This window comes from Occallatibacter riparius (assembly GCF_025264625.1).
GTDB classification, from domain to species: Bacteria; Acidobacteriota; Terriglobia; order Terriglobales; family Acidobacteriaceae; genus Telmatobacter; species Telmatobacter riparius.
In genome coordinates this window covers 5,659,242-5,680,677 of the sequence record NZ_CP093313.1, presented here as the reverse complement: position 1 = coordinate 5,680,677, position 21,436 = coordinate 5,659,242, and the positions used below count along the sequence as shown (strand labels likewise).

The window sequence follows — 21,436 nt, the reverse complement described above, 5'->3', positions numbered from 1 at the left end:
GCCGACGCTATCCCGCGAGGGCCCGCTTCCCCTAACATGGATTTCAAGCAGATCAAGATGCCTGTAACCTCCTGTAGTCCTTGAGCATCTCTGCTTTGAGGTCTTCATGATATTGCTCACCCGGCGGGCGACATTCGCTGCCTCGCACTATTACTGGAACGAGTCCTGGTCGGCCGAGAAGAACCAGGAAGTGTTCGGCCGCTGTGCCAATCGCAACGGGCACGGGCACAATTACACGCTCGAGGTGACGGTGGCTGGCGAGCCGGATCCTGTCACAGGCTTTGTCGTCGACCTCAAATGGCTGAAAGACGTCATCGAGGATGAGGTGCTTGCGGCGTGGGATCACCGCCACTTCAACCTGGAAGTTCCCGAGTTCGCCAAAACCATTCCGACTAGCGAGAACATCGCGATCGCCGCGTGGCGCCGCCTTGAACCGCCGATTGCTGCTGCGCATAGTGCACGCCTCGCCGTAGTGCGGGTCTACGAGACGCCTGAGATCTTTGCAGAGTTTCGGGGTCCCCAGGAACAGGTCCTCGTTCCTGGGGTGAAGTTCCGGGGCGGCCAATGAGCGCCTACTTCGGACGCCGTTATACGCTCAGCGCCAGCCACAGGCTGCATTCCGACGCGTTCACGCCCGAGCAGAATCGTGCCGTCTACGGCAAATGCAGTAATCCCCATGGTCACGGCCACAACTACGTGATTGAAGTGCTGGTCCGCGGTGAGGTCGTCCCCGACACGGGGATGGTGATCAATCTCGTCGATCTGGATGCAGCGGTGCGCACGCAAGTGCTCACGCGTTTTGATCACGCCAATCTCAACCTCGATCCGTTATTTACCTCGCAAGTCCCCACCACAGAAAATCTATGCAGGACAGTGTTTGAGCTGCTGAAAGACGCCGTGCCGGTGGGAGTCGCACTGGAGTATGTTCGCGTGGAAGAAACGGAGAATAACTTCTTCCAGTACTTCGGCGCCAGCTCAGCGGAGGCGGCCTGATGGGCCCGGGAAAGGCTGCGAGTTCTTCCAACGCAAGCAGCGGAAAGGACCGCCGTATGGCGCAAACAGTACCGATGACGAAGCCGATGTCGAAAGTCCTGGCAGACAAGGACTCTTTGAAAGACCACAGTACGCAGGAGCTCTATCGCGAGCTCATCACGCGTCTTGGGGAGGACCCTAATCGCGACGGCCTCATCGCCACTCCGGGCCGCGTTGAGAAGGCAATGGCCTATCTCACCAAGGGCTACCAGGAAGACGCCGGGGAGATTCTGCGCGCTGCTCTGTTCGATGTCGACTACGACGAGATGGTGATCGTTAAGGACGTCGAGATGTTCTCGCTCTGCGAGCATCACATGCTGCCGTTCTTCGGCAAGGTGCACGTTGCCTACATCCCCAACGGCAAGGTCGTGGGACTCAGCAAGATCGCGCGGCTGGTTGAGGTGTTTGCACGACGCCTGCAGGTGCAGGAACGCATGACCCGGCAGATTGCTGACGCTATCAGCGACGCGATCGCCCCGCAGGGCGTGGGCGTTGTAATCGAAGCCCGTCACCTCTGCATGATGATGCGCGGCATCGAGAAGCAGAATTCGTTCACCGTCACTTCCGCGATGGTCGGCTGCTTCCAGCGCAAGGAGACGCGGTCGGAATTCCTGTCGCTCGTTCGCAACCCCGCACAGGGATACCTCTGATCTCGGTGAACCCTCCTCGCGCGATTGCACGGGGGATGGGCTCCAGTCGCCCCGCCAAGGACTGCTAGAGTAATTCAGTGAACGGGCTGTTCGTCATAGATAAACCCGGCGGCATGACCTCCCACGACGTGGTCAGCCGCCTTCGCAAGATCACCGGCGAGAAGTCCATCGGCCATCTCGGCACGCTAGATCCCATGGCGACCGGCGTGCTCCCGTTGCTCGTCGGCAAGTACACCCGTCTCGCACAGTTCTTCAGCTCGGCGGAGAAGTCGTATACGGGCACCATCCGCTTCGGCTTCGCTACGGACACCTACGACGCTGAAGGCGAGCCCACCGGCCCCGTCGCGCAGCCCCAGTTCACGCTCGAAGAAATTCGCGAGGCTTCGTTGCGCTTCCGCGGCGAACTGCAGCAGATGCCGCCGCCTTACTCGGCGAAGAAGATCGCAGGAACTCCCGCCTACAAGCTCGCACGCGCCGGGAAGCCGGTCGATCTCAAGCCCGCAACCGTTGTGATCGACTCATTTGAAATCACCGCGCTCGACGGTGACCAGGCCGCGTTTGCCATGAAGATAAGCGCCGGTGGATACGTTCGTTCCGTCGCGCACGAGCTCGGCCAAATCCTCGGCTGCGGCGCGCACCTCAGCAGCCTGCGCCGCACCCGCGCCGGCGTCTTCACGCTCGACGAAGCCCGTCCACTTGCCGACCTCCAGCCGCTTGCAGGGAACTTCGCGGCGCTTGAGGCCGTGAGCATCCACCCACGGACCCTGCTGCCTGAAATGCCATGCGTTACGGCCGACGAGCAGACTATCGGCCGCATGCGCAACGGCGCGCAAGCCAACCTGCCGGAGTTCTCTCAGGCGCCGCTGGTCAAGGTATTCGCCGGCCAGCGCGAGCTGTTCGGCATCGCCAGCCGCGTAGCCGGCACACTCTTCCAGCCAATTGTTGTAATGGGATGAAGGAGCGCGCAAGCGCTAAACTCATTGCATTGCATGATTGGAGAAATCCTCAGAATCAGTGCTGTCCTGCTGGCGGGCGGCTACATGATGCGGCAGGTCCGCAAGCCATCGCGCTGGCTGGGCCGTTTCATGGCCAACACCATGAACAAGAGCCATTCCACGCTGACAGACTGGGGACTCACTCATGTCGAGATCCGAGACCACGACACGATTCTCGACATCGGCTGCGGTGGCGGCCGCACACTCAATAAGCTCGCCCATCTTGCCGCGCAGGGCAGTGTTTATGGCGTCGACTATGCTCAGGGCAGCCTCGCAGCTTCGCGCGCCTACAACAGGGAGCTTGTCGAGCAGTCCCGCGTCCAACTTGAACAAGCATCCGTGTCGAAGCTTCCGTTTCCCGCAGACAAATTCGATCTCATTACGGCGATTGAAACGCAATACTACTGGCCTGACCTGCCCGGCGACCTGCGCGAAGTCCTTCGCGTGCTCAAGCCAGGCGGCAAGTTGGTGATCATTGCGGAGAGCTACAAGAGCGGCCGCTTCGAATGGATGGAAGGACCGCTCATGCGCGTTCTGCTCGGCGCGTGCCGCCTCAGCCCCGCGGACCAGCGCGAACTGTTTGCAAATGCCGGATACGTCAACGTGCAGTTCAGCGAGGAACGCAACAAGGGCTGGATCTGCGTAGTCGGCACAAAGCCTATTCAGTAAACGCGCGCTACTTCGGCTCGGTCCGTTCCTGCCCCTTCTCTTCCTTGTGCAGCGCGAAGTACTCTGTCTGCTCACTCAGCAGGCGCTTGGCCTGGTCCGCCAGATCGTCCCATGCTTCCAGCGCTTCTTTGCGGGCCTCGTCGAACCCCGGTTCGCCTGGCAGAGCCCTCAGGATCGATTGCCACTTCGGCGTCAGGTCATTCAGCTTCTTCAGCGCAATGCGCATGTCGGCCTTGCGCTCAGAATACTGATCGAGGTTCGATCCCATTTCGTCCGTGAGCGCGACGAAATCCTGCAGTTCATCATCGAGCCGCTTGGCGCGGGCAGCCGACTTGCCACGGTTCGTCAGCCCCTTGATGGTATCCGCGCGCTCGTCCAGGAACTGCGTATAGAGCCTGATGCGCTCATTTGGATCGATCCCCGCCTCGCGTATCTTCTCGATCTGCGCCTCGGTAAGAGTCTGGCGTTGTTCCTTCTGTGCCGCCGCACCCCCGGCGACGAAGAGCGGCAAAATCAGAACGAGAAACCAAGCCCTGCTGGCCATAGCGATGCCCCCCGACGGCTCTCATTTGAGCACACTGCGCGGTGGGCAGGGAACTGCCAGCAATCAATTCGTGTTGGTGTGGCTGAGCCTTCGCGGCCCGGCGGGGCGCTATTTCTTGAAGACCTGCATCATGGCCTCGTTCTGCGCCTTGTTCAACTGGGCTAGGGTCTGCTGCACCAATTCCTGATCATCGGAATTACCGGAGTGCAGCAGTTCCGTAAGCCGGAATGCGGTGTGCCGCAGCAGGATCTGCGCGTCCTTAAGCTTCTTGTCGTTCACTGCAAGAACGCCGGGTAGCTTGTGCGCCAAATCCAGGGCTTTCTTCATCCAGCCGGTGGCCTTGTCAGCTTCGCCCGCCGCATACTGCTGCGCACTGAATTCGATCATTTCGTGCACAAGCTGTGCGTAGAGGAAGCACTGTTCGCGGGGCTGAGCTTGAGAGGCGCGTTGTTCTAAGGCGGTAATCGTCTGCTCGTCGGGTGCCTTATTGTCGAACGAGGCTCCGAAGGCAGGAACACAGAGTGCGCTTAGGACCATTATCGAGATATATCGAGCGATGCGCATGACGAACCCCCCTGACACGGTTCGACTGAAGCCTCTGCATACCCCTAAGCCCTGCATTCAGGATGCATTTAGGACCAATCCGCTCTAAATGCCGGGCCTATCGATACCAGAGACCTGGTGCACTCTTGAGCCGAGACTATAGGAGTTTTGAAGAAAGGATGCAACAAAAAAGTTACAGCCGGTCCTTCTGGACTCTTTAATGCTGGCACGTTGCTCCATTTATGTATGTCTTTGCCCGTTTATCGCTTCTTCTCGAGCAGGAGAAGCCGCTGCCGGGCTTGCCATTCCTGGTCTGGGAACTTGCCGGCCGATGCCTCCAGGAAGTGATGGTAGTACGCGATGGCCGAGTTCCGGTCGTGCAACATATCATAGGATGTCGCCCAAAGGAAGTACGTAGATGGGTTGTCTGGAAGATATTTTGACCGTGCTGTAAGGGCCTGCAGTGCCACCGAATGCTGCCCGGTCTTCGACGCCGCAAACGCCAATCCGGTCCAGCCATCCGGGTCCGTCGGCGCCAGCTGGGTAGCCCGTGTGAAGACCTCGAACGCCTCGGCGAACTTGAGCTGCCGTATCAGGTTCTGCCCGTGCGCGACCTGCAACTCCGCATCCGCGGGGTGCGCCGCCAGCAGCGGCGCGTACAGCTTGTCGGAGCCGGCTGCGTCTCCCGACTGAGCGGTTACGTCAGCCAGCATCCGGGTAATGTTCTCGTCCTGCGGGTGCGCTTCATGGAGCTTCTGCAGCAGCGGCAGCGCTTCCGCCTTGTCCTGAGCCACCAGCGCGGTGGCAAGCTGTGCCGTCAATGCCGGATCTTCCGGAGACTGCTCCAGAGCCTTGCGCGCGAAGGTTTCCGCCTCCGCATACTGCTTCTTCGCGATCAGCACGTGAGCCAGCCCGGCCTCGGCCTCGAGATTTGCCGGGTCTTTCGCAAGCACGCGCCTATACGCAGCCTCGGCTGCATCCGGCTGATTCGCAGCAGTAGCCAGTTCCGCAGCAAGCAAGGTGTCCCGCGGCGTCTCCGGCGTCAGCTTGAGAGCTTCCAGCAGATCATCTGACGCCTTCGTTGGATCATCCGCGCGGTCGATCTGCGCCAGCGCGCGCCATGCCCGCGCCTTCGCCACCGCACCGGCCTCGCCCGCTTCCAGTTTCGTTGCCGTTTCCAGCGCCGGCTTCGCTTCCTTTTGCTTGCCTTGCCGAGCAAGCAGCAGCCCCAGCGACAACTGCGCCTCAAACGACTTCGGATCTACCTTAACCGCACGCAGATAGAAACCTGCCGCTTGGTCAAGCTGGTTCAACGCGTCCGCGGCGTAGCCTGCGTCGAACAGAGCCCGCGCATCCTCAGGATGCGCGGCGAGATATGCCGAGAGCTTTGACTCCGCTGTCTTCCAATCTGACTTGACGATCGCCGCTTCAGCATCTGCTACCTCAGGCGCCACCAGCTTCGCGTCCGCGTTCTCCGCGCTCGGAACTGCGGCAGCGGGAGCCTGGTCCTGCGCGGTGCAGGGAATTGCAGCAAGGGCGATCATCAGCACAATTGGAGGGAGACGCACGAAATACCTCAGACTTGATTCTAGGCTCTTTGAGGTCTTAGACGCGCCTCGCCGCGAACCGCAACTCGTGCGCCACCCAACCTTTAGTCGTCGATCTACCCAAACTCAGAAGAATCAGCGCGGAGCAATTGAATCTTCAGCAACTGACATAAATTGCAGAACGCATCCGAGGAGTTACGCAGCGCGCAAATGCATCTTGAGCCTTCACCAGGGGCATCGAATTTTGTTGGAGTGAAAAATCCATGACGGAAAACATGAAAGCAATACCGCCGAAAAGGCCGTCGAAGGAAACCCCAACAGTCATCGACAACACTACAGACCCGCAGGAACAACGGCACGAAAAGATGGAGCGCATGGCCGATCGCGCTGCTCATAAAGCTAACAAAACGCAACAGGATTTCGACGAAGGAGCCAATCAGTTCTCCAACATCGGATCCAACTGATCCGCTCAAGCAGCGTGGCGCCATCCTGAATAAGCTGGATGCGCCACGCACCCCAAAGTAACCCTGCGGCTCCACTCCTCTGTCACAAATCACCGCACTCCCCCACTTCAACGTGTTCACATCGCGCAGGTTTCGCGCTACACTCTCTCATCTGGGTCCCCGGAAACCGAACCAGAAAGCAACTTTCCGGAGCTTTGCAGCATCAATTGTGGTGTGCCACCCGAAGGGGTAGCTAGCTCCGGCACAGCGCAGTTCGCAGGTGAACCTCTATGTTGTCTCTCATATCAAAACGAACAGGTGAACCTATGCCCGCCATGCCGCTCCATATACCGTTGACTTCTGCCTATCTTTGCCAGGACTGCAACTGCGTAAGCAACTGCTCGCGCCGCTGCCCAGCATGCGCCTCGGAGGTGCTGATGGGTCTTGCAGGCATTCTCAATCGAGAGGTAGCGGAAGAGGTTCAGGTTCCGCATCAGAGCTATTCCTATGTCACGGCCATGGTGGCCTGAGCTCTGCGCTCTCAATATAGCGATGTGGCTTTCAAGGGGGAGCTAGATCAGCCGCAGTGGCTGATCGTGTGCACGTAGAGAGCGCCAGGTGCTTCCCGGCGCTCTCCGTGTTTTGCTCCGCACCTCACACGGTCGCTCCCGAGCCGCAATAAGTGGCGCGTTCTGGCTGAATAGCGAATCCCTTCACGCGGCCGTCTCACTGCGAGTTACTCAGTCTTCTAACTCGCGACTGCGTAACTTAATCTCTTCCTTATTCAAGCACCGCCAGATAGAAAACGGGCGCGGCGATGTGCCGCGCCCGCTCTTCTTTTCAGTTCTGCTCCGGCTTACGGTCCCATCAGCGTCGGTTCGCATGGATTGTATCCAAGCGACGATGGTGTAACCGGGGCTGGCGGTGTTGGTGGAGTGGACCACGGCTTGTTCGTGAAGTCGAAGAAGTCCAGCAGATTCGGCTGAACTGCGTCGCGCGCCGTCAAGTGTACCGAGCTTCCGAGGAACCGGTTCTCAACAAACTTGATGACAGCCGTGTGATCCATAGGCACATGCGAAACATAATGCTTACGCGTGTAAGGCGAAATCACAATGTTCGGCACGCGGAATCCGAGCTGCGCTCTAAACCCGTACTGAGCAGCCGCATCGGTGCTCTTGGTGCCGGGATCGATGCCGGCCAGGTCGCAATGCGTCGTTGGTACTCCATTGGTCGGCTTGCACGGATTGTAACCGTCAGGATTCACGGCAATCGACGAAATGTCAGGAATGGACCCGAGCGTCGTATCCGTGAAAGCGTTCGAGTGTCCTGGCACCGGCGGAACGTGATCGTACGGACCGCCGCCTTCGTCATAAGCGAGGAAGAACGCAGAGCTACCCCACGAGGGGCTCGTCATCAGCCCGTTCACCACACTGGCAACTTCAGACTGTCCGGTTAGGACCGACTGGCCTGATCCCGGATGCTCATCATTGCGTCCCGAGCCGGACTCGATGAACGCAAACGCCGGCAGGGTGTTGTTCTTCGCGTCCGTGTAGTACTGCGACAAGGGCGCGATGTGGTTCGGATCCACGCAGTAGTAGTTTGAAGTGTCGCCCCACACAGAAGACGGCTTCATGTTGCTGGGGCACGTGGCGTGGGTCGGGTTTGCCTTCAGGACGTTGGTTGAATACGCGAACGTCAGGAACGTCGTTGCCGGAATATTGCCACTGCCGGTGCCGCATGCTGAGCCCGCTGTGCACCCGCCCTGCGTCACCGTGTAATAGACCTTCCACGACACGCCCGCGCCCTGCAGTTCCTGGAAGATGTTATTGATGTTGAGCTGAGGCAGGTGATCGTTGCTTCCCGGATCGAAGACCAGTCCCTGCGTGGTGCCGCCGGAGAACGTAGCGATGCGATTCGGAATGCTCTTGCTCGACATCGGCGAGAACCAGCGGTCCGACACAGCAAATTGCGATGCCATGTAGTAATACCAATTGAGGAAACCCTCGTCGTAGTAACCCATGGCGCGTTCGCCGGTAGTATCTGTGAACGTTCCCGAGCACGTGCCCGAAGTATTGCAGCTCTTCGCAAACCCCTCGGCGATATGCACGAAGCCATCCATCTTGATCCCGCGCGTGGTGCTGAAGTCCCAGCGGTTTACATCGCCATAGCTCTCCAGCCACGCCGAGCTGTCGTCGTCAATGCAAGTCGTTCGCAGCTTGAACAGCGGATACGACGTACCCTCATCGTCTTGATTGCTGATTTTAGTGAGCTTGTCGTCGATGCCATCGACGGTATACGTCTTGCCGTCGGCGCCGATATCCCATCCTTTCCCATGGCGATATGGGTTCAGCATGCCGAAGTAGTTATCGAAGCTGTGATTCTCCTGCAACATAAAGATCACGTGGTTGATGGGATTCGCCGCGCCCACCGTCACCGTCGTCTGCGCCGAAACCGTTGTGCTGCTGTTGCTGGCTTCAGCGGTATAAGTAGTTGTGCTGGTCGGCTTCACGGTCACAGTTCCGCCGGTGCTGCTGAGCGCGTAAGAACTCCCGTCTGTTCCTGTCACCGCCACGCTTGTCGCATTGCTCGCATGCACCGTAAGCGTGTCGGTGCTTCCGCTTGAGATCGTGCTATTCTGCGCGCTGATTGACACTGTTGGCTTCGCCGCGCCTACCATGATCGTCGTCTTCGCTGCCGTAGTGCCGCTTCCATTTGTCACAGTGGCGGTGTAGGTCGTGGTGACAGTCGGTTTTACGGTGATCGTCCCACCCGAGTAGGGAAGGGTGTACTTGCTACCGTCAGATCCCGTGACGTAGCAGGACGCGGCGCTGCCGGTCTTGACGGTGAGTACATCCGATTGGCCGGCGGAGATGGTGCTGTACTGCGCCGTTATGGTTACGGTGGGCAAAGCTGCTTCGGCTTTTGGAACCACTGTCGCGATTCCGAACAACGCCAGGAGGAATATAGGAAGGGTGTACGTCTTCACAGGGGCCTGCCTCTCGCTAGGAAGGGCTTTCACTTTACGATCTACTTGGAATGCGCAGAACTACACGCTGCTACTTGGATGCCGCGGAGAGAGCAGTGAGTTGGTACAAAGGTTTGTTTGGTAATTAGAAATGCGGTCGGCGTAAGCGCCTGACTCTATGACAACCAATCTACATAGTTCGATATTTCTCGTCAATGAACCGGCGGATAAGCTGCGCGGCCCCCAACGAAAGTACCTAGCACCTTCGCCTTAAGTATCTCCGCAGCAGGCACTTCGTCTAGATTTCGATCGACAACTACAAAGTCCGCGTCATATCCCGGCTCCAACTTTCCTTTATGTTGCTCGGCGAATTCAGCGTAAGCAGAGCCTTGGGTGTACGCGTAGAGAGCCTGGCCTCGCGCCAACTTGCTTTCAGGATAGTACGACTTAGTACCTGCTTCATTCATGCGCGTCACCGCGGCATATAAACCGCGAAACGGCGTGATCGGCTCGACGGGATAGTCCGTTCCGAACGCCAGCGGCACACCTGCATCCAGAAACGCCTTCCATGCATAAGAATACGCAGCCCTCTGCGGCCCCAGTCGCTCTTCGGCCCAGTTCATGTCGGTCAGCAGATGATTCGGCTGCATGCTCGCGATCACGCCCAACTGCTTGAAGCGAGGAATGTCCACCGGATCGACAACCTGCGCATGCTCGATGCGATTGCGAGGCTTTTGCGCCAAGGCAAGCGAACAGCGTGGCACCATCCGGGTGACCTTGTCGTTTGTTGCTATGGCTGTGAGTTCTTCACACGAGCGTTGATACGCCTCAAGGGCCATCGCCGTCCCTCGATCGCCAATCGCGTGAAAACCCATTTGGAATCCAGCCTTCGCGCGCTCTACCGCCAGCTTGTTCAACTCCTCCTGCGTAAACTGCGGCAGCCCGCTATTGCCCGACTCATCCGCATACGGCGCCTTCAATGCCGCTGTGTGCGATCCCAGCGAGCCATCCATGAACCCCTTGAGCATGCCAGTATGCAGCATCGGATCATGCTGATCGTGATGCGCCATCATTCGTTTCAAATCATCCAGGGGCAATCGAAAGGGAAGCCATTCGCTAATGCGGATATTCAGCTTGCCTTCCTTCTCCATCTCCTCATACACAAGAAAGTCATCCCACTCGCTGAAGTCCTGCACACTCGTGATCCCATGCGCCAGCGCGTCTGCGATCGCAAGCTCATCGCCGCGCCGTCGCTCTTCATGCGTAGGCGGTGGAATCACCTTCACTACCAGTTCCTTCGCTGACTCGCGCAAAATTCCTGTAGGTTCGCCGTTCGCATCGAGATCGATGGCGCCGCCTTCCGGAGCCTTCGTCTTCCCCGTGATGCCGGCTGCTTTCAGCGCAGCGGTATTTGCGATCGCGATATGCCCGTCGATGCGATCGAGAAACGCAGGATGATCACCCGTAACCTTGTCGAGATCCTGCCGTGTAGGAAGCACCTTGTCCGCCCACAGCGTATGGTCCCAGTTGCCACCGATAAGCCAGTGCCCCAGGGACGCCTCCTGCGCGAACTTCTGCACTTTCGCTAGCATCTCGCCAAGGGACTGCGCTCCGGTGAGATCCACATTCAGCTTCGTCTGGCCCGCGCCGCCAAGGTGTACATGCGCATCATTGAACCCAGGAAAGATGCAATGCCCAGTCTTCGCTGAAGCAAGATCGCGCAGTTTGGTCTTCGGGCCGGCCATGCGCGTTATCTCGTCCGTCGTCCCCACGGCCAGCACCTTGCCGCCTCCAATCGCCATCGCCTGCACCACCTGCGGCTTGTCTTCGGCCAGGCCCTCGCCCGTATAGATCACCGCATTGAAATAGATGACGTCAGGCGCGATGGACTGCTTCTGTGCAGCGCCGGCGTGCCCCGAATCGCGATGCTGCGATCTGGTTTGGCTGAATGCGAGAGAGGGAAGTGCAAGGCCGAGAGCAAGCAGAATGTGGGCGCGCATCGGCGCAAGTGTAGCAGAGCGCGACCCCTCCGCAGAGCGCTGCCGCTCCGTAGAGCGCGCTACTGCTCGGCGGCCCACTCCAGCATCGCCGCCGTCAGCAGCAGAATGCGCCGCAGGCCTGTCTCGCGATCCTTGGTGGAATACCACTCCGCCACCGTGTGCGCACCGCCACCATCGCCGCCTGCTCCCAGCGAGAGCGAAGGCACCCCTAGCGAGATCGGAATATTCGCATCCGTCGAGCCCAGTCGCGCTCCGGAACTCAAACCAAGATGGCGGTCCACCGCGCGCAACCCCTCCAGGATCGGCGATTGATCCGGCAGCATCGCTGCCGGCCGGTTGCCAATCATATCGATCTTGTAACTCAGTAATCCGCGTAGCCGGTTCGCCGGCGCCGTGCGCCTGTTCCAGTGCTCAACCGCATCTTCTACCGCGCGGTGCAGCGCCACTTCCAGCCGCACCAGCTCATCGGCGCTGGTCGATCGGAAATCAACTGTCGCCACGGCGCTCTCCGGAATCGAATTCACGCTCGTCCCGCCGTGAATGGTTCCCACATTCAGCGTCGTCCGCGGATCATCCGGCAGCGGTGTAGCTGCCAGTGCCGCGAGCGCCGAACCCATCGCCGTAATCGGATTCGGCGTCCCCGAATCAGTGAAGCTATGCCCGCCCGGTCCGCTGATCGTGATCTGGTAGCGCTTGCTTCCCAGCGCCTGCGTTACAGCGGCGTCCGAGCCCGCTCCGTCCAGCACGATGTGTGCCGCAATCCGCCCGGCGAGCGCTGGCTGCTGATACAAGTGCCGCACGCCGCGCAGGTCGCCTTCGCCTTCCTCGCCCACGTTGCCCACAAAGAGCAACGCCGCAGGTAACTCCGCCTTCGACTTCACCAGCGCCTGCGCAATCGCCATCATGCCTACCACGCCTGCACCGTTGTCGCACGAGCCGGGCGCTTCAATGCGCTCGCTTCCATCTACCAGGCGCACCTGAGGCTGCAGCGGAGTCTCCGCAGGAAACACCGTATCCAGATGTGCCGAAAGCACCACCACATGTCCGGTGCTCTCCGGGCTCAGGTGCGGCGATGGCAATAAACCCAGCACATTGCCCACCTCATCAATGGTCACCCCGTCAAGGCCGATCTCCCGGAACCGCGCCTCCATCCATTGCGACCGCGCCTGCTCGCCAAACGGCGGCGCTGGAATCGCGCACAATTCCATCTGCCAATCCAGTATGGTCTTCGCATTGGCGTGCAGCCACGCAAAGGCCGCATGAATGGCCCGCTTGGCTGCCAGAGTGGTGACTCGAGAGTAGGCGGAAGGAACTGACGACAGAGGCATACCCACTTTTCAGGGTAGCAGCAGCGGCGATGTCTTCGCCGAGCTAGGCTTTCGCAGAGGTTCTTGTCTTCTTCTTCACGTACATCGCGGCATCGGCAGTCTTCAGCAATTCGTCGCTGCTCGCGCCATCTTCCGGATACACCGCAATGCCAACGCTCGCCGATCCCGTGAGCGTATTCCCTTCAAGCTCCGCCGGTGCTGCGAAGCAGGACTCCAGCCTGCGCGCGATCTCTTCCACAACGCGACGATTGTGCGCATCCGGCACCAGGATTGCGAACTCGTCTCCGCCCAGCCGCGCCAGCATATCGCCTGGTCGCAACTGTCGCTTCAGCCGCGCCGCTATCTCCTGCAGATAAAGATCGCCGACATGATGCCCGTACTCGTCATTCACCTGTTTGAACTCGTCCAGGTCGATATAGATGAGCCCAAAGATCGTCGCATTCGTCCGCGCGCGGCTCACCTGTTTGTCCAATGCCCGATCGAGCGAGAACCGGTTGTGTGCATCCGTCAGCGCATCGAACTCAGACCGGTATGTCAGGTCGGCGTAGAGCCGGTTTGTCTCGATGGCCAGCACCGCTACGCGCGCTCCCGTCTCCAGCGCCCGCAGCCCCGCCGCAAGCTTCGTTGCCACGTGAATCTTCCCCAGTTTTACGCCGGACTGACTGGTCAGCTCCTGCGTGATGGCGGGCCCCGCGCCCGCTGCCGGTTTGCGCCCCAGCGTTGCGCCGTCCGCCACTTCAATCCAGCAGGGTGCTCCGTTCAGGCTTGAGGAAACCAGCTCCGTGATATGCTCCAGCACTTCGGCCAGCGGACGCGCATGATTGATGCTCTCCAGGATCGCGCTGCGGCGCTGCTCCAGCTGCGCCATGGCGTCGGCCTGGTGGTGCACCTTGCGCTCCTGCCTCCAGCCCCAGATCATTGCCACCACGGCGATCAGCAGCAGAATGCCCGCCAGAATGATCAAGTTCCGCACGCTCAGCAACGGCGGATTCTCAATCATCAGCAAGTCCTCCTGCGTTCGAAGCAGAATCTCGAAAGGCACATAGCCACCGGGATTGATGGCCGTTAAATCCGGTATCGTGCAGATTCCTGTAACCCGCACCATCGCGCCGACCGGCAACTGCGCCATCGGTGCCACGTCTCTTCCAGCATGCCGAAGGATTGCGGAGAACAGGCGCCCGCCTGCGTCCAGCACGTATTCGTCCTGTGAAGGCTCGCGCACCTTCGTCACCAGCCGCCCCTGGATCGAGACAAGGTCGTTCTCATGGCCGACGGGGGTGTTCGTGCTCCAGAACGCGAGCTGTTCCCAGGTGGCCTCGAGCGGCTTCACCACTCCAGGAATCTGCAGATCTCGGATCTCTCCGTCCGCCAGCGTCAGGATGCGGTCATGCTCGTCGGGATAGCCGGTTGCATCCGCCTGATTGCCGATGGTCAGGTTGTCTCGTGTGTGCGTCTCGATCCACAAGCTTTTGTTGCCATCCTGCAGCACTACCGCCACAGCCGGCTGGTAATAGGTGATGGTGCCGTGCACCTTCACCCGCACTGACGTATCCGTTACGCGATGCCCTTCGAGGATCCGGTCCATTGGCATAATGGGCAGGTCTCTGATGGCTTTCCCGTCGCGCTTCAGCACGCGAATATCATCCAGGCGCGCTACATATATCACCGCACCGGTTTGCTGCATTTTGTCGTCGAACTTCCCGGCAGCCGCGCCGCTGACTTCAACCTCCGCATCCAGCAGCCCTTGCAGAGCGGCTCGATCGCCGGAGTTGACATCGACTTCGAAGTGGCCGCCCTCCGTCACCAGTTGCAGCCGGGCGGTATCAACCCTGCCATCGTGAGGGTTGCCCATATCGGCCGAACGCACTCGCCCGCGCGCTGTCACCCGGTGGCAATCCAGGTCTGCCTTTACCAGGTCCCAGAAGCTCGCCTCCACCGGCTTTGGCAACTCGCCGTGACCGGTCACGGTGATCTTGTCGCTCAGCGCGATCGGCCGGAAGCTGTTCTGCGTCTTGCCGTGAATGCGGATAAGATCGCCCGGTGCGTAGTTGTCGCGCGAAGGCGGACGCACAAAAATGGCATCGCTGCCTTCCTGCACAAACAGGAGGTTCTCGAAACCCCTTGAGAAGATAACCGTTGCTTCGAAGTCGACCGGAAGGCCCTGCTTCGCTATTGAGTTGTCGAGTGCGGCAACCTGCCGCAGCATCGTCAGCGTGCCTTGGGCGGACACTGATCCTGAGCTCGTTGGAGATTCCTGAGAAGGTCCCGCCCAGGCCGCCACTGCCCAACCGGCGACCATCCATGAGACGCAGAAAACCCGCAGTCTGCGCAACAAGAAACTCATCGCTGACGACCGCTCGGCAACGCGAGCGAACGTGTATTCACAGACTGGGAAAATTGGCCCATGTCCATAAGTTGGCCCAGAAGCCCATCTATACATAGGTCTCCGCCGCCGGAGGGACTGTTTCTTTTGAATGCACAATCCTATGCGAAATCATCGATTTTTGCATTGAGTAAATGCAGTGGGCGAACGAAGGCTGCGCCTGGACGTGCCGTTTTGGGAATTCCATCAAACGTCGGGGTACTCCACCGAGTGCAGAAAAAGCCCCTGTGGAGGCGCCGTAGGCCCGGCTGCCGCCCGCGCCCGCGCCGCGATCATGCCCAAAATCTCCTCAGCCCGCCGGTACCCGCGCCCCACGTCCAGCATCGTCCCCACCAGGTTCCGCCCCTCGGAGTGGATAATTCCGGGCAGAATCTCGCTCCGGTTGCGGCATGGCCCTGAGCGGGCAACGGCTAAGTTAATTCTCCCGTATCGTCTCCACGATCGGTACGCGCGCAGCCCGGATCGCCGGTATCACGCAGGCCAACATGCCCGTGGCGGCAATCAGAGATATGGATACCGCCAGCGTCACGCTATCTGTCGTGGATACGCCAAATAGCAGCGATTTGACGGACCGCGCCAACACCAGTCCAAGAGCGAGCCCGATGACGACCCCATACGCGATTTTGCGGAGGCCGTCTTTGATCACCATCAGAAAGACTTTGGAAGTGCTGCATCCCAGAGCCATGCGTATCGCCATCTCCGTTGTCCGCTGCAGCGTGCTGTAAGCCATCACCCCGTAGATGCCAACGCACGCAATGACCAGCGCGATCCCCGCAAAGATCGATAACAAGAGACTGCGGAACCTGGGAGCGGCAAAATTCTGCGCCACGTTTTCTTCCATAGTCCTGATGCGGACCACGGGCTGGTTTGCATCCACACGATGCACCGCGTCTGTAAGTGCTGCCGCCACCACGTGAGGATCGTATGCCGTTCGTACGACGACACTCATGGTGCGGACAGGCAGTACCACATTCGCCTGGCGATAAGGCACGTACATCTCGCTCGCCGAGTCGGCCACCAGCGACTGCTTCACATCCCCGACCACGCCGACGATCGTCATCCACGGCACCGTTGCATCGGGAATCGCGCCCACCTGCATGCGTTTGCCCAGCGGATCCTGTCCAGGGAAGAACGTGCGCGCCATGGTCTGGTTGATGACCACAACCGCCGGGGAGCCCTCGCGATCGGCATCCGTAACCCAGCGGCCTTCCGTGAGCGGCAAGCGGAGCGCATCCTTATACCCTCCACTTACCGCACGATAGTTGGCCAGTATGTATTCAGAAGCGTTATGCGGCGGCCGGCCCTCAATGTTGAAGTGCAGCATCGATCCATTTCCGTTAACTGGAAGGAACGACGCCGCGCCAACCGCACTTACGCCGGGCAAACGAGCCAGTTCGCGGATCGCATTCTCATAGAAATTCATCGGCGCCGCGGCTCCCTCCTTATACTGCGCGCCCACAGGCAGGTCCGCCACCAGAAGGTGATCCTCGGCGAAGCCAAGCTGCACGTTAGCCAGTTGCGACAGGCTGCGCAGAAACAATCCTGCGCCCACTAGCAGCAGCAGCGCGAGCGATATCTCCGCAATCACCAGCGCATCACGCAGCATCCGCGAGCCGCGGCTTACCGTTCCGCGATCGGTTTCGCTCAAGATTCCGCGCAGGTCGAGGTTCTGCACCTGACCGGCCGGCGCCATTCCGAACAGAACTCCCGCTGCGATAGACAGGGCGGCGGTGCACAGCAGGACAGGCAGATTGATCTGCACCGGGGTGTTCGGCGGAAGCGCGCTGCCCGCCTGCCGCACCAGCCACGGCAAAAGCGCGTATGCCACGCCGATCCCGATCAGCGCTCCCATCCCGGACAACACCAACCCTTCGATCAGCAACTGCCGCACCAGTGCCCACGTGGTCGCGCCCAGAGAGCGGCGAATCGTGATCTCGCGCCGTCGCGCCGCGGCCCGCGTCAGAAGCAGATTCGCAACATTGCCGCAGGCAATGAGCAGCACGAATCCCACCGCTACTGAGAGCATGATCAGAACCGTCCGCGAACTGCTGACCAACTGCTCGTGCATGCCCTTCACCTGGGCATCGAGCGCAATGTTGTCGGTCGGATATTGCTTGAGAAGCCGCTTCGCAATACCGCTCATCTCCGATTGCGCCGCGGCCAGGGACACTCCGTTGCGCAGGCGAGCTACCGGAAAAATCCCTGGATGCCATGAGCGATCGTCGGGCAGTGTTGCAGCCCACGGAGCCATCGCAATCACAGCGTCGGGCCGCTGCTGCAGCATTTCGTAATCCCTGGGCAACACGCCGACGACGGTATACGCCTGGCCGTTGAGCTTGATGCTCTGGCCCAGCGCTCCTTGCGACGCGCCGAACTTGCGCTGCCACATTCCATAGCCCAGCAGAGCCACGGCCGGCGAGGCCGGCTTGTCGTCTGCCTCGCCAAGGCCCCGCCCCGTCACCACATCCACTCCCAGCAGGTGCAGCAGATTCCCGCTGATCATCTCCGCCGGAATCTGTTCTGGCTCTCCCATGCCGGTCAGCGAAACCGTTACCGGACGCACGGCTCCGAACTCCTCGAACGACGTGCTCTGCGCTTTCCAATCGCGATAGTTCTGGAAAGAGGCCGACAGCGTGGGGAACTTCGCCGCCTGCTCGTAAATGAGCACCAGCCGGTCGGCCGCGGGGAAGGGAAGCGGCCGAATCAGCACCGCATACACCACGCTGAAAATAGCCGTGTTGCAACCGATGCCCAGGCACACCGTGAGAACAGCGGCAGCCGTGAACACCTTTGCCCGCAGCAGCTGGCGCAGAGAATACTTCAGATCCTGCCGCACGTTGTTCATCCTCGATATTCCTATCCTGGGCGCTGATTGGGGAAGGCGCTCCCCGGCTGGCGCGTCCGGCGCTCGCCGTTCCGGCTTGGTAAGAAATCTATCAGTGTCGGCAGGGTACGCACAGGTAGATAGAGCCTGTCGCAGATCAGCCCGCTCGTTACTCTGGGTACTCCACCGAGTGCAGAAACAACCCCTGCGGCGGCGCAGTCGGCCCGGCCGCAGCCCGGGCCTTTGCCGCAATCATCCCCGGAATCTCCTCCGCGCGCCGGTATCCGCGCCCCACGTCCAGCATCGTCCCCACCAGGTTCCGCACCATATGGTGCAGAAATCCGTTCCCGCGGACTCGATAGAACAGCATGGTCCCCTCGTCCGTCTGTTTCTGTTCCCACCAGGACCGATAAACCGTCCGCACGGCACCGAGCGTAGTCATGTCTTCCTCGTTATCTGCCGCCGAGCGCGTCGTCTCGTCCGGATCCGTAGCCGCAAAGCTCAGAAAATCGTGCGTCCCCACAAACGACGCCGCGGCTCGTTCCAGTTCCCCAAAGTCGAGCGGCCACGGATACGAGTACACATACCGTGCCAGAAACGGTGGGCACACCACGGCATAGCTCGGATCGGCCTCATCAGGCCCGGTCCGTCGCCTTTCCAGAAAGACCCTGTACTCGTATGTTTTCGCCACGGTCGAGTGCCGCGCGTGAAACGCCGCCGGAACCACCATGGTCTCCACAACCCGGATCGCCGCCGGCAGCGTCCGGTTCAGCGCGCGCCGCAGATTGTCCGCTGGAATTGGCGCTGCCAGCCCAAAACTCGCCACCTGCCCCAGCGCATGGACCCCCGCATCGGTCCGCCCCGACCCCTGCGGCAGCGGCGACTCGCCCGTCACCCGTCCCAGCGCCGCCTGCAACTCGCCCTGGATCGTAGCCCGCCCCGGCTGCACCTGCCACCCGCTATAGTCCGTGCCGTCGTAAGAGACGATCACCTTCCAGTTCTGCATGCCGCCGCCCGGCTCCTCTAGCCTCTCGTCCCTGCTTCTCTAATCCCTGGTCCCTGGTGCCTGTGTCTAACAGGGTACTCGACCTCGCTCCCCGCCCCGCCCCGCAACCCCTAGTCCGATATACTCAATTTTTCGAAATTCTCTTGATTTACCAGTCGCGCAGTTGTGGAACGAATCCCAACCTCGGCGCGTATTGTCCGATGTGAGGTGCTCGCGCCCCCAAGTCCGGCTCCCGGCAGACCGTTTTTGTGGGTGGGACGTTGATTGGAACGCGATTATCCACTGTGGGCAGCGAAAATTTGCGTCCAGAGTTCGTCTCCGGACGTCTTTGTGAATGGCACCCCACATGCCTCAACTGATCGTGGAGAGGAATCATGCATTCTTTCGGTACAGGTGTGTTTAAGCGCCAGCAACCTGCACAAAATCGGCGCGGGACACTGCGCGCTGCGGCCGCCGTCATGCTGACGCTTATTTCGGGTGTTCCCTCGGGCTTCGCTCAACAATCTGCCAATCCAGCGCGGACCAAGGCATCCTCCGGGCTGCCCGCGGCCCCCGAGCCCGTCGCGACCTCGGCAACCCCGCTGCGCCAGAGCCAGCACGACTTCAGCCAGCCCAAAGGCGACATCACCGGGAAATTCTGGAAGATGTATTCGCCGACCGATATCTCAGCTGCCAGCTTCGTCAACTCCGTCCGGCTCGACAACCTCGTCAAGGACGGCAAGATCTACCTGAGCCTCTCTGACGCGATTGCGCTCGCAATCGAGAATAACTACGATATCGCGATTGCCCGTTACAACCTCGACATCGCCGATACCGACGTGCTGCGCAGCAAGGCAGGTTCAGCCCTGCGTGGCGTCAACTCAGGCGTGGTTGCCAACACACTGGGCGGCGGCGGATCGACATTAGTGTCAGGCGGCGGCCCGGGCGGTACCACTGGAGGCTCGGGCGGAGCCGCGTCGGGCGCGGGCGGTCTCGTCACGTCCACGCAGAGCGCAGGTCCCCTGCCTGAGATCATCGACCCGTCGCTTACCGGAACCGTTCAGTTTGACCATGCAAAGCAATTGCAGACGAACACGTTGTTTTCCGCTGGCGAGCCGGTGATCTCGCAGAACACGAATACCTACAACTTCGCTTACAACCAGGGGTTCGTCACCGGCACCGCATTGCAGGTCGGATTCAATAACAGCCGGGCTGCCAGCGACCTTTCCTTCAATAGCTACAGTCCGCTTCTGCAATCCAGCTTCAAGGCCTCGCTAACGCAGCATTTGCTCCAGGGTTTTGGAATCTTCGTCAACAAGCGCTTCATGTACCAGGCTGAGAACAACCGCAAGATCACCGATTCCAGCTTCCGCCAGCAGATTCTCTATACCACCAACCAGGTTGAGAACATCTACTGGGGCTTGGTCAGCGCGTATGAAGACGTTCAGGCGAAAGAGCGCGCCCTGGCCCAGAGCACCCAGCTTGAGAGCGACACCCGCAAGCAGCTCGATATCGGCACCATGGCACCCCTCGACGTAGTGAACGCGCAGTCCACCGTCGCTACTGACAAGCAGGGCCTGATCAATTCACGGAACATCCTCCAATACCAGCAACTCGTCATGAAGCAGGCCATCGCGCGCAATCTCAATGATCCCGCGCTCGTAGCTGCCCCCATCGTTCCCACCGATCGCATCAGCCTTGAAGAGCTGCCGGAAGAGAAGACCCCCGTCGACGAACTCGTGCAGACGGCATTCAAGCAGCGCCCGGAACTTGAGCAAGCCGTGCTCACCCTCAAGAACGACGCCATCGGCATGAAGGGCACGCGCAACGCCCTACTGCCCGTGTTCGATGTGCAGGCCTACTACGGCGGCAGCGGAGTAGGCGGCGCCCAAAGCCCCTACTTGAACTGCAATCCCGTCTTCGGAGGCAAATTCATCCCGTGCCCTGCAGGCCTTGTTCCCTCCGTTGGTTACGGCGACGTGCTGCACCAGTTGGTTGATTCAGCAGGTCCCGACAAGGGCGTCGCTTTTTCGTTGAACATTCCTCTCCGCAACCGGCCGGCGCAGGCTGACCAGGCACGCTCGGTGATGGAATACCGCCAGTCAGAACTGCGTCTCGAGCAGCTCTACACGCAGATCCGCATGCAAGTGGTCAACGCGCAGTTCGCTCTCACCAACGACCGCGCCCAGGTTCTCGCCTCACGCGCGGCCCACGACTACGCCACGCAGAGCCTCGATGCCGAGCAGAAGAAGCTCCATCTCGGCGCCTCCACCACAACCAACGTTCTGCAGTATGAACGCAGCCTTGCCACTGCGGAAAACAATTTGATCGCTGCCGAAGCAGCCTACGCAAAGGACCGCGCCGGCCTCTACCAGACGCTGGCCACCACGCTGCAGCACTACGGCATCAACATGAACGACGCGGCCAGCGGCACGGTCAGTGCCGTGCCCAACGTTCCCGGCATGGTCCCCGCGACCAACCAGAACGTTGCCCCCACGGCGCCCGCACCAACCGGCCGCTAAGCATCG

17 protein-coding genes are annotated in these 21,436 nt (G+C 60.3%); 7 read left to right on the top strand and 10 right to left on the bottom strand.

Translation table 11 applies throughout. The features are described 5' to 3' along the window. The first annotated feature begins 106 nt into the window (after window positions 1-106). The 5 genes from MOP44_RS23295 (at window position 107) to MOP44_RS23275 (ending at window position 3,346) form a co-directional block, all read left to right on the top strand. Complete coding sequence (locus MOP44_RS23295; RefSeq protein ID WP_260792803.1) at window positions 107-568, top strand: 6-pyruvoyl trahydropterin synthase family protein; 462 nt, start codon at window positions 107-109, stop codon at window positions 566-568. After that, complete coding sequence (locus MOP44_RS23290; protein WP_260792802.1) at window positions 565-993, top strand: 6-carboxytetrahydropterin synthase; 429 nt, start codon at window positions 565-567, stop codon at window positions 991-993. Before MOP44_RS23295 ends, MOP44_RS23290 begins: the two co-directional genes overlap by 4 nt. 74 nt (window positions 994-1,067) lie before the next feature. After that, window positions 1,068-1,682, top strand: a complete 615-nt coding sequence (folE, locus tag MOP44_RS23285; protein WP_390905508.1) for a GTP cyclohydrolase I FolE — start codon at window positions 1,068-1,070, stop codon at window positions 1,680-1,682. A 77-nt stretch (window positions 1,683-1,759) separates the two neighbouring features. Beyond that, window positions 1,760-2,638, top strand: a complete 879-nt coding sequence (gene truB / locus MOP44_RS23280; protein WP_260792801.1) for a tRNA pseudouridine(55) synthase TruB — start codon at window positions 1,760-1,762, stop codon at window positions 2,636-2,638. A 33-nt stretch (window positions 2,639-2,671) separates the two neighbouring features. Beyond that, window positions 2,672-3,346, top strand: coding sequence for a class I SAM-dependent methyltransferase (locus MOP44_RS23275; RefSeq protein WP_260792800.1), 675 nt, complete (start codon window positions 2,672-2,674; stop codon window positions 3,344-3,346). A 7-nt stretch (window positions 3,347-3,353) separates the two neighbouring features. On the opposite strand, the gene MOP44_RS23270 is transcribed toward MOP44_RS23275, so the two are convergent. From MOP44_RS23270 to MOP44_RS23260, 3 genes are all read right to left on the bottom strand, one after another. Further along, the gene (locus MOP44_RS23270) at window positions 3,354-3,890 is read right to left on the bottom strand and encodes a hypothetical protein (protein WP_260792799.1); all 537 of its coding nucleotides are present in this window, start codon (window positions 3,888-3,890) and stop codon (window positions 3,354-3,356) included. Between the two features lie 108 nt (window positions 3,891-3,998). After that, the gene (locus MOP44_RS23265; RefSeq protein ID WP_260792798.1) at window positions 3,999-4,454 is read right to left on the bottom strand and encodes a hypothetical protein; all 456 of its coding nucleotides are present in this window, start codon (window positions 4,452-4,454) and stop codon (window positions 3,999-4,001) included. Between the two features lie 239 nt (window positions 4,455-4,693). After that, window positions 4,694-6,001, bottom strand: coding sequence for a tetratricopeptide repeat protein (locus MOP44_RS23260; protein ID WP_260792797.1), 1,308 nt, complete (start codon window positions 5,999-6,001; stop codon window positions 4,694-4,696). Window positions 6,002-6,243: 242 nt separating this feature from the next. Between MOP44_RS23260 and MOP44_RS23255 the strand changes: the two genes are divergently transcribed. Next, window positions 6,244-6,444, top strand: a complete 201-nt coding sequence (locus tag MOP44_RS23255; protein ID WP_260792796.1) for a hypothetical protein — start codon at window positions 6,244-6,246, stop codon at window positions 6,442-6,444. Between the two features lie 835 nt (window positions 6,445-7,279). On the opposite strand, the gene MOP44_RS23250 is transcribed toward MOP44_RS23255, so the two are convergent. The 7 genes from MOP44_RS23250 to truA form a co-directional block, all read right to left on the bottom strand. Further along, window positions 7,280-9,409 carry an alkaline phosphatase family protein gene (locus MOP44_RS23250; protein WP_260792795.1) on the bottom strand — a complete coding sequence of 710 codons (2,130 nt, stop codon included), beginning with the start codon at window positions 9,407-9,409 and terminating at the stop codon, window positions 7,280-7,282. A 191-nt stretch (window positions 9,410-9,600) separates the two neighbouring features. Further along, complete coding sequence (locus MOP44_RS23245; RefSeq protein ID WP_260792794.1) at window positions 9,601-11,388, bottom strand: amidohydrolase; 1,788 nt, start codon at window positions 11,386-11,388, stop codon at window positions 9,601-9,603. 59 nt (window positions 11,389-11,447) lie between these two features. Beyond that, window positions 11,448-12,716, bottom strand: coding sequence for a M20/M25/M40 family metallo-hydrolase (locus MOP44_RS23240; protein ID WP_260792793.1), 1,269 nt, complete (start codon window positions 12,714-12,716; stop codon window positions 11,448-11,450). A gap of 43 nt (window positions 12,717-12,759) precedes the next feature. Further along, window positions 12,760-14,946, bottom strand: a complete 2,187-nt coding sequence (locus tag MOP44_RS23235; RefSeq protein WP_260792792.1) for a GGDEF domain-containing protein — start codon at window positions 14,944-14,946, stop codon at window positions 12,760-12,762. Window positions 14,947-15,285: 339 nt separating this feature from the next. Beyond that, entirely contained in the window at window positions 15,286-15,432 is a 147-nt protein-coding gene (locus MOP44_RS23230) for a hypothetical protein (protein WP_260792791.1), read from the bottom strand. Window positions 15,433-15,514: 82 nt separating this feature from the next. Continuing rightward, on the bottom strand, window positions 15,515-17,944 hold the full coding sequence (locus MOP44_RS23225) for an ABC transporter permease (protein ID WP_260792790.1): 2,430 nt from the start codon (window positions 17,942-17,944) through the stop codon (window positions 15,515-15,517). Between the two features lie 148 nt (window positions 17,945-18,092). Continuing rightward, the gene (gene truA, locus MOP44_RS23220) at window positions 18,093-18,929 is read right to left on the bottom strand and encodes a tRNA pseudouridine(38-40) synthase TruA (RefSeq protein ID WP_260792789.1); all 837 of its coding nucleotides are present in this window, start codon (window positions 18,927-18,929) and stop codon (window positions 18,093-18,095) included. A 374-nt stretch (window positions 18,930-19,303) separates the two neighbouring features. Between truA and MOP44_RS23215 the strand changes: the two genes are divergently transcribed. Further along, window positions 19,304-21,430, top strand: coding sequence for a TolC family protein (locus MOP44_RS23215; protein ID WP_260792788.1), 2,127 nt, complete (start codon window positions 19,304-19,306; stop codon window positions 21,428-21,430). The last annotated feature ends 6 nt before the right edge of the window (window positions 21,431-21,436 follow it).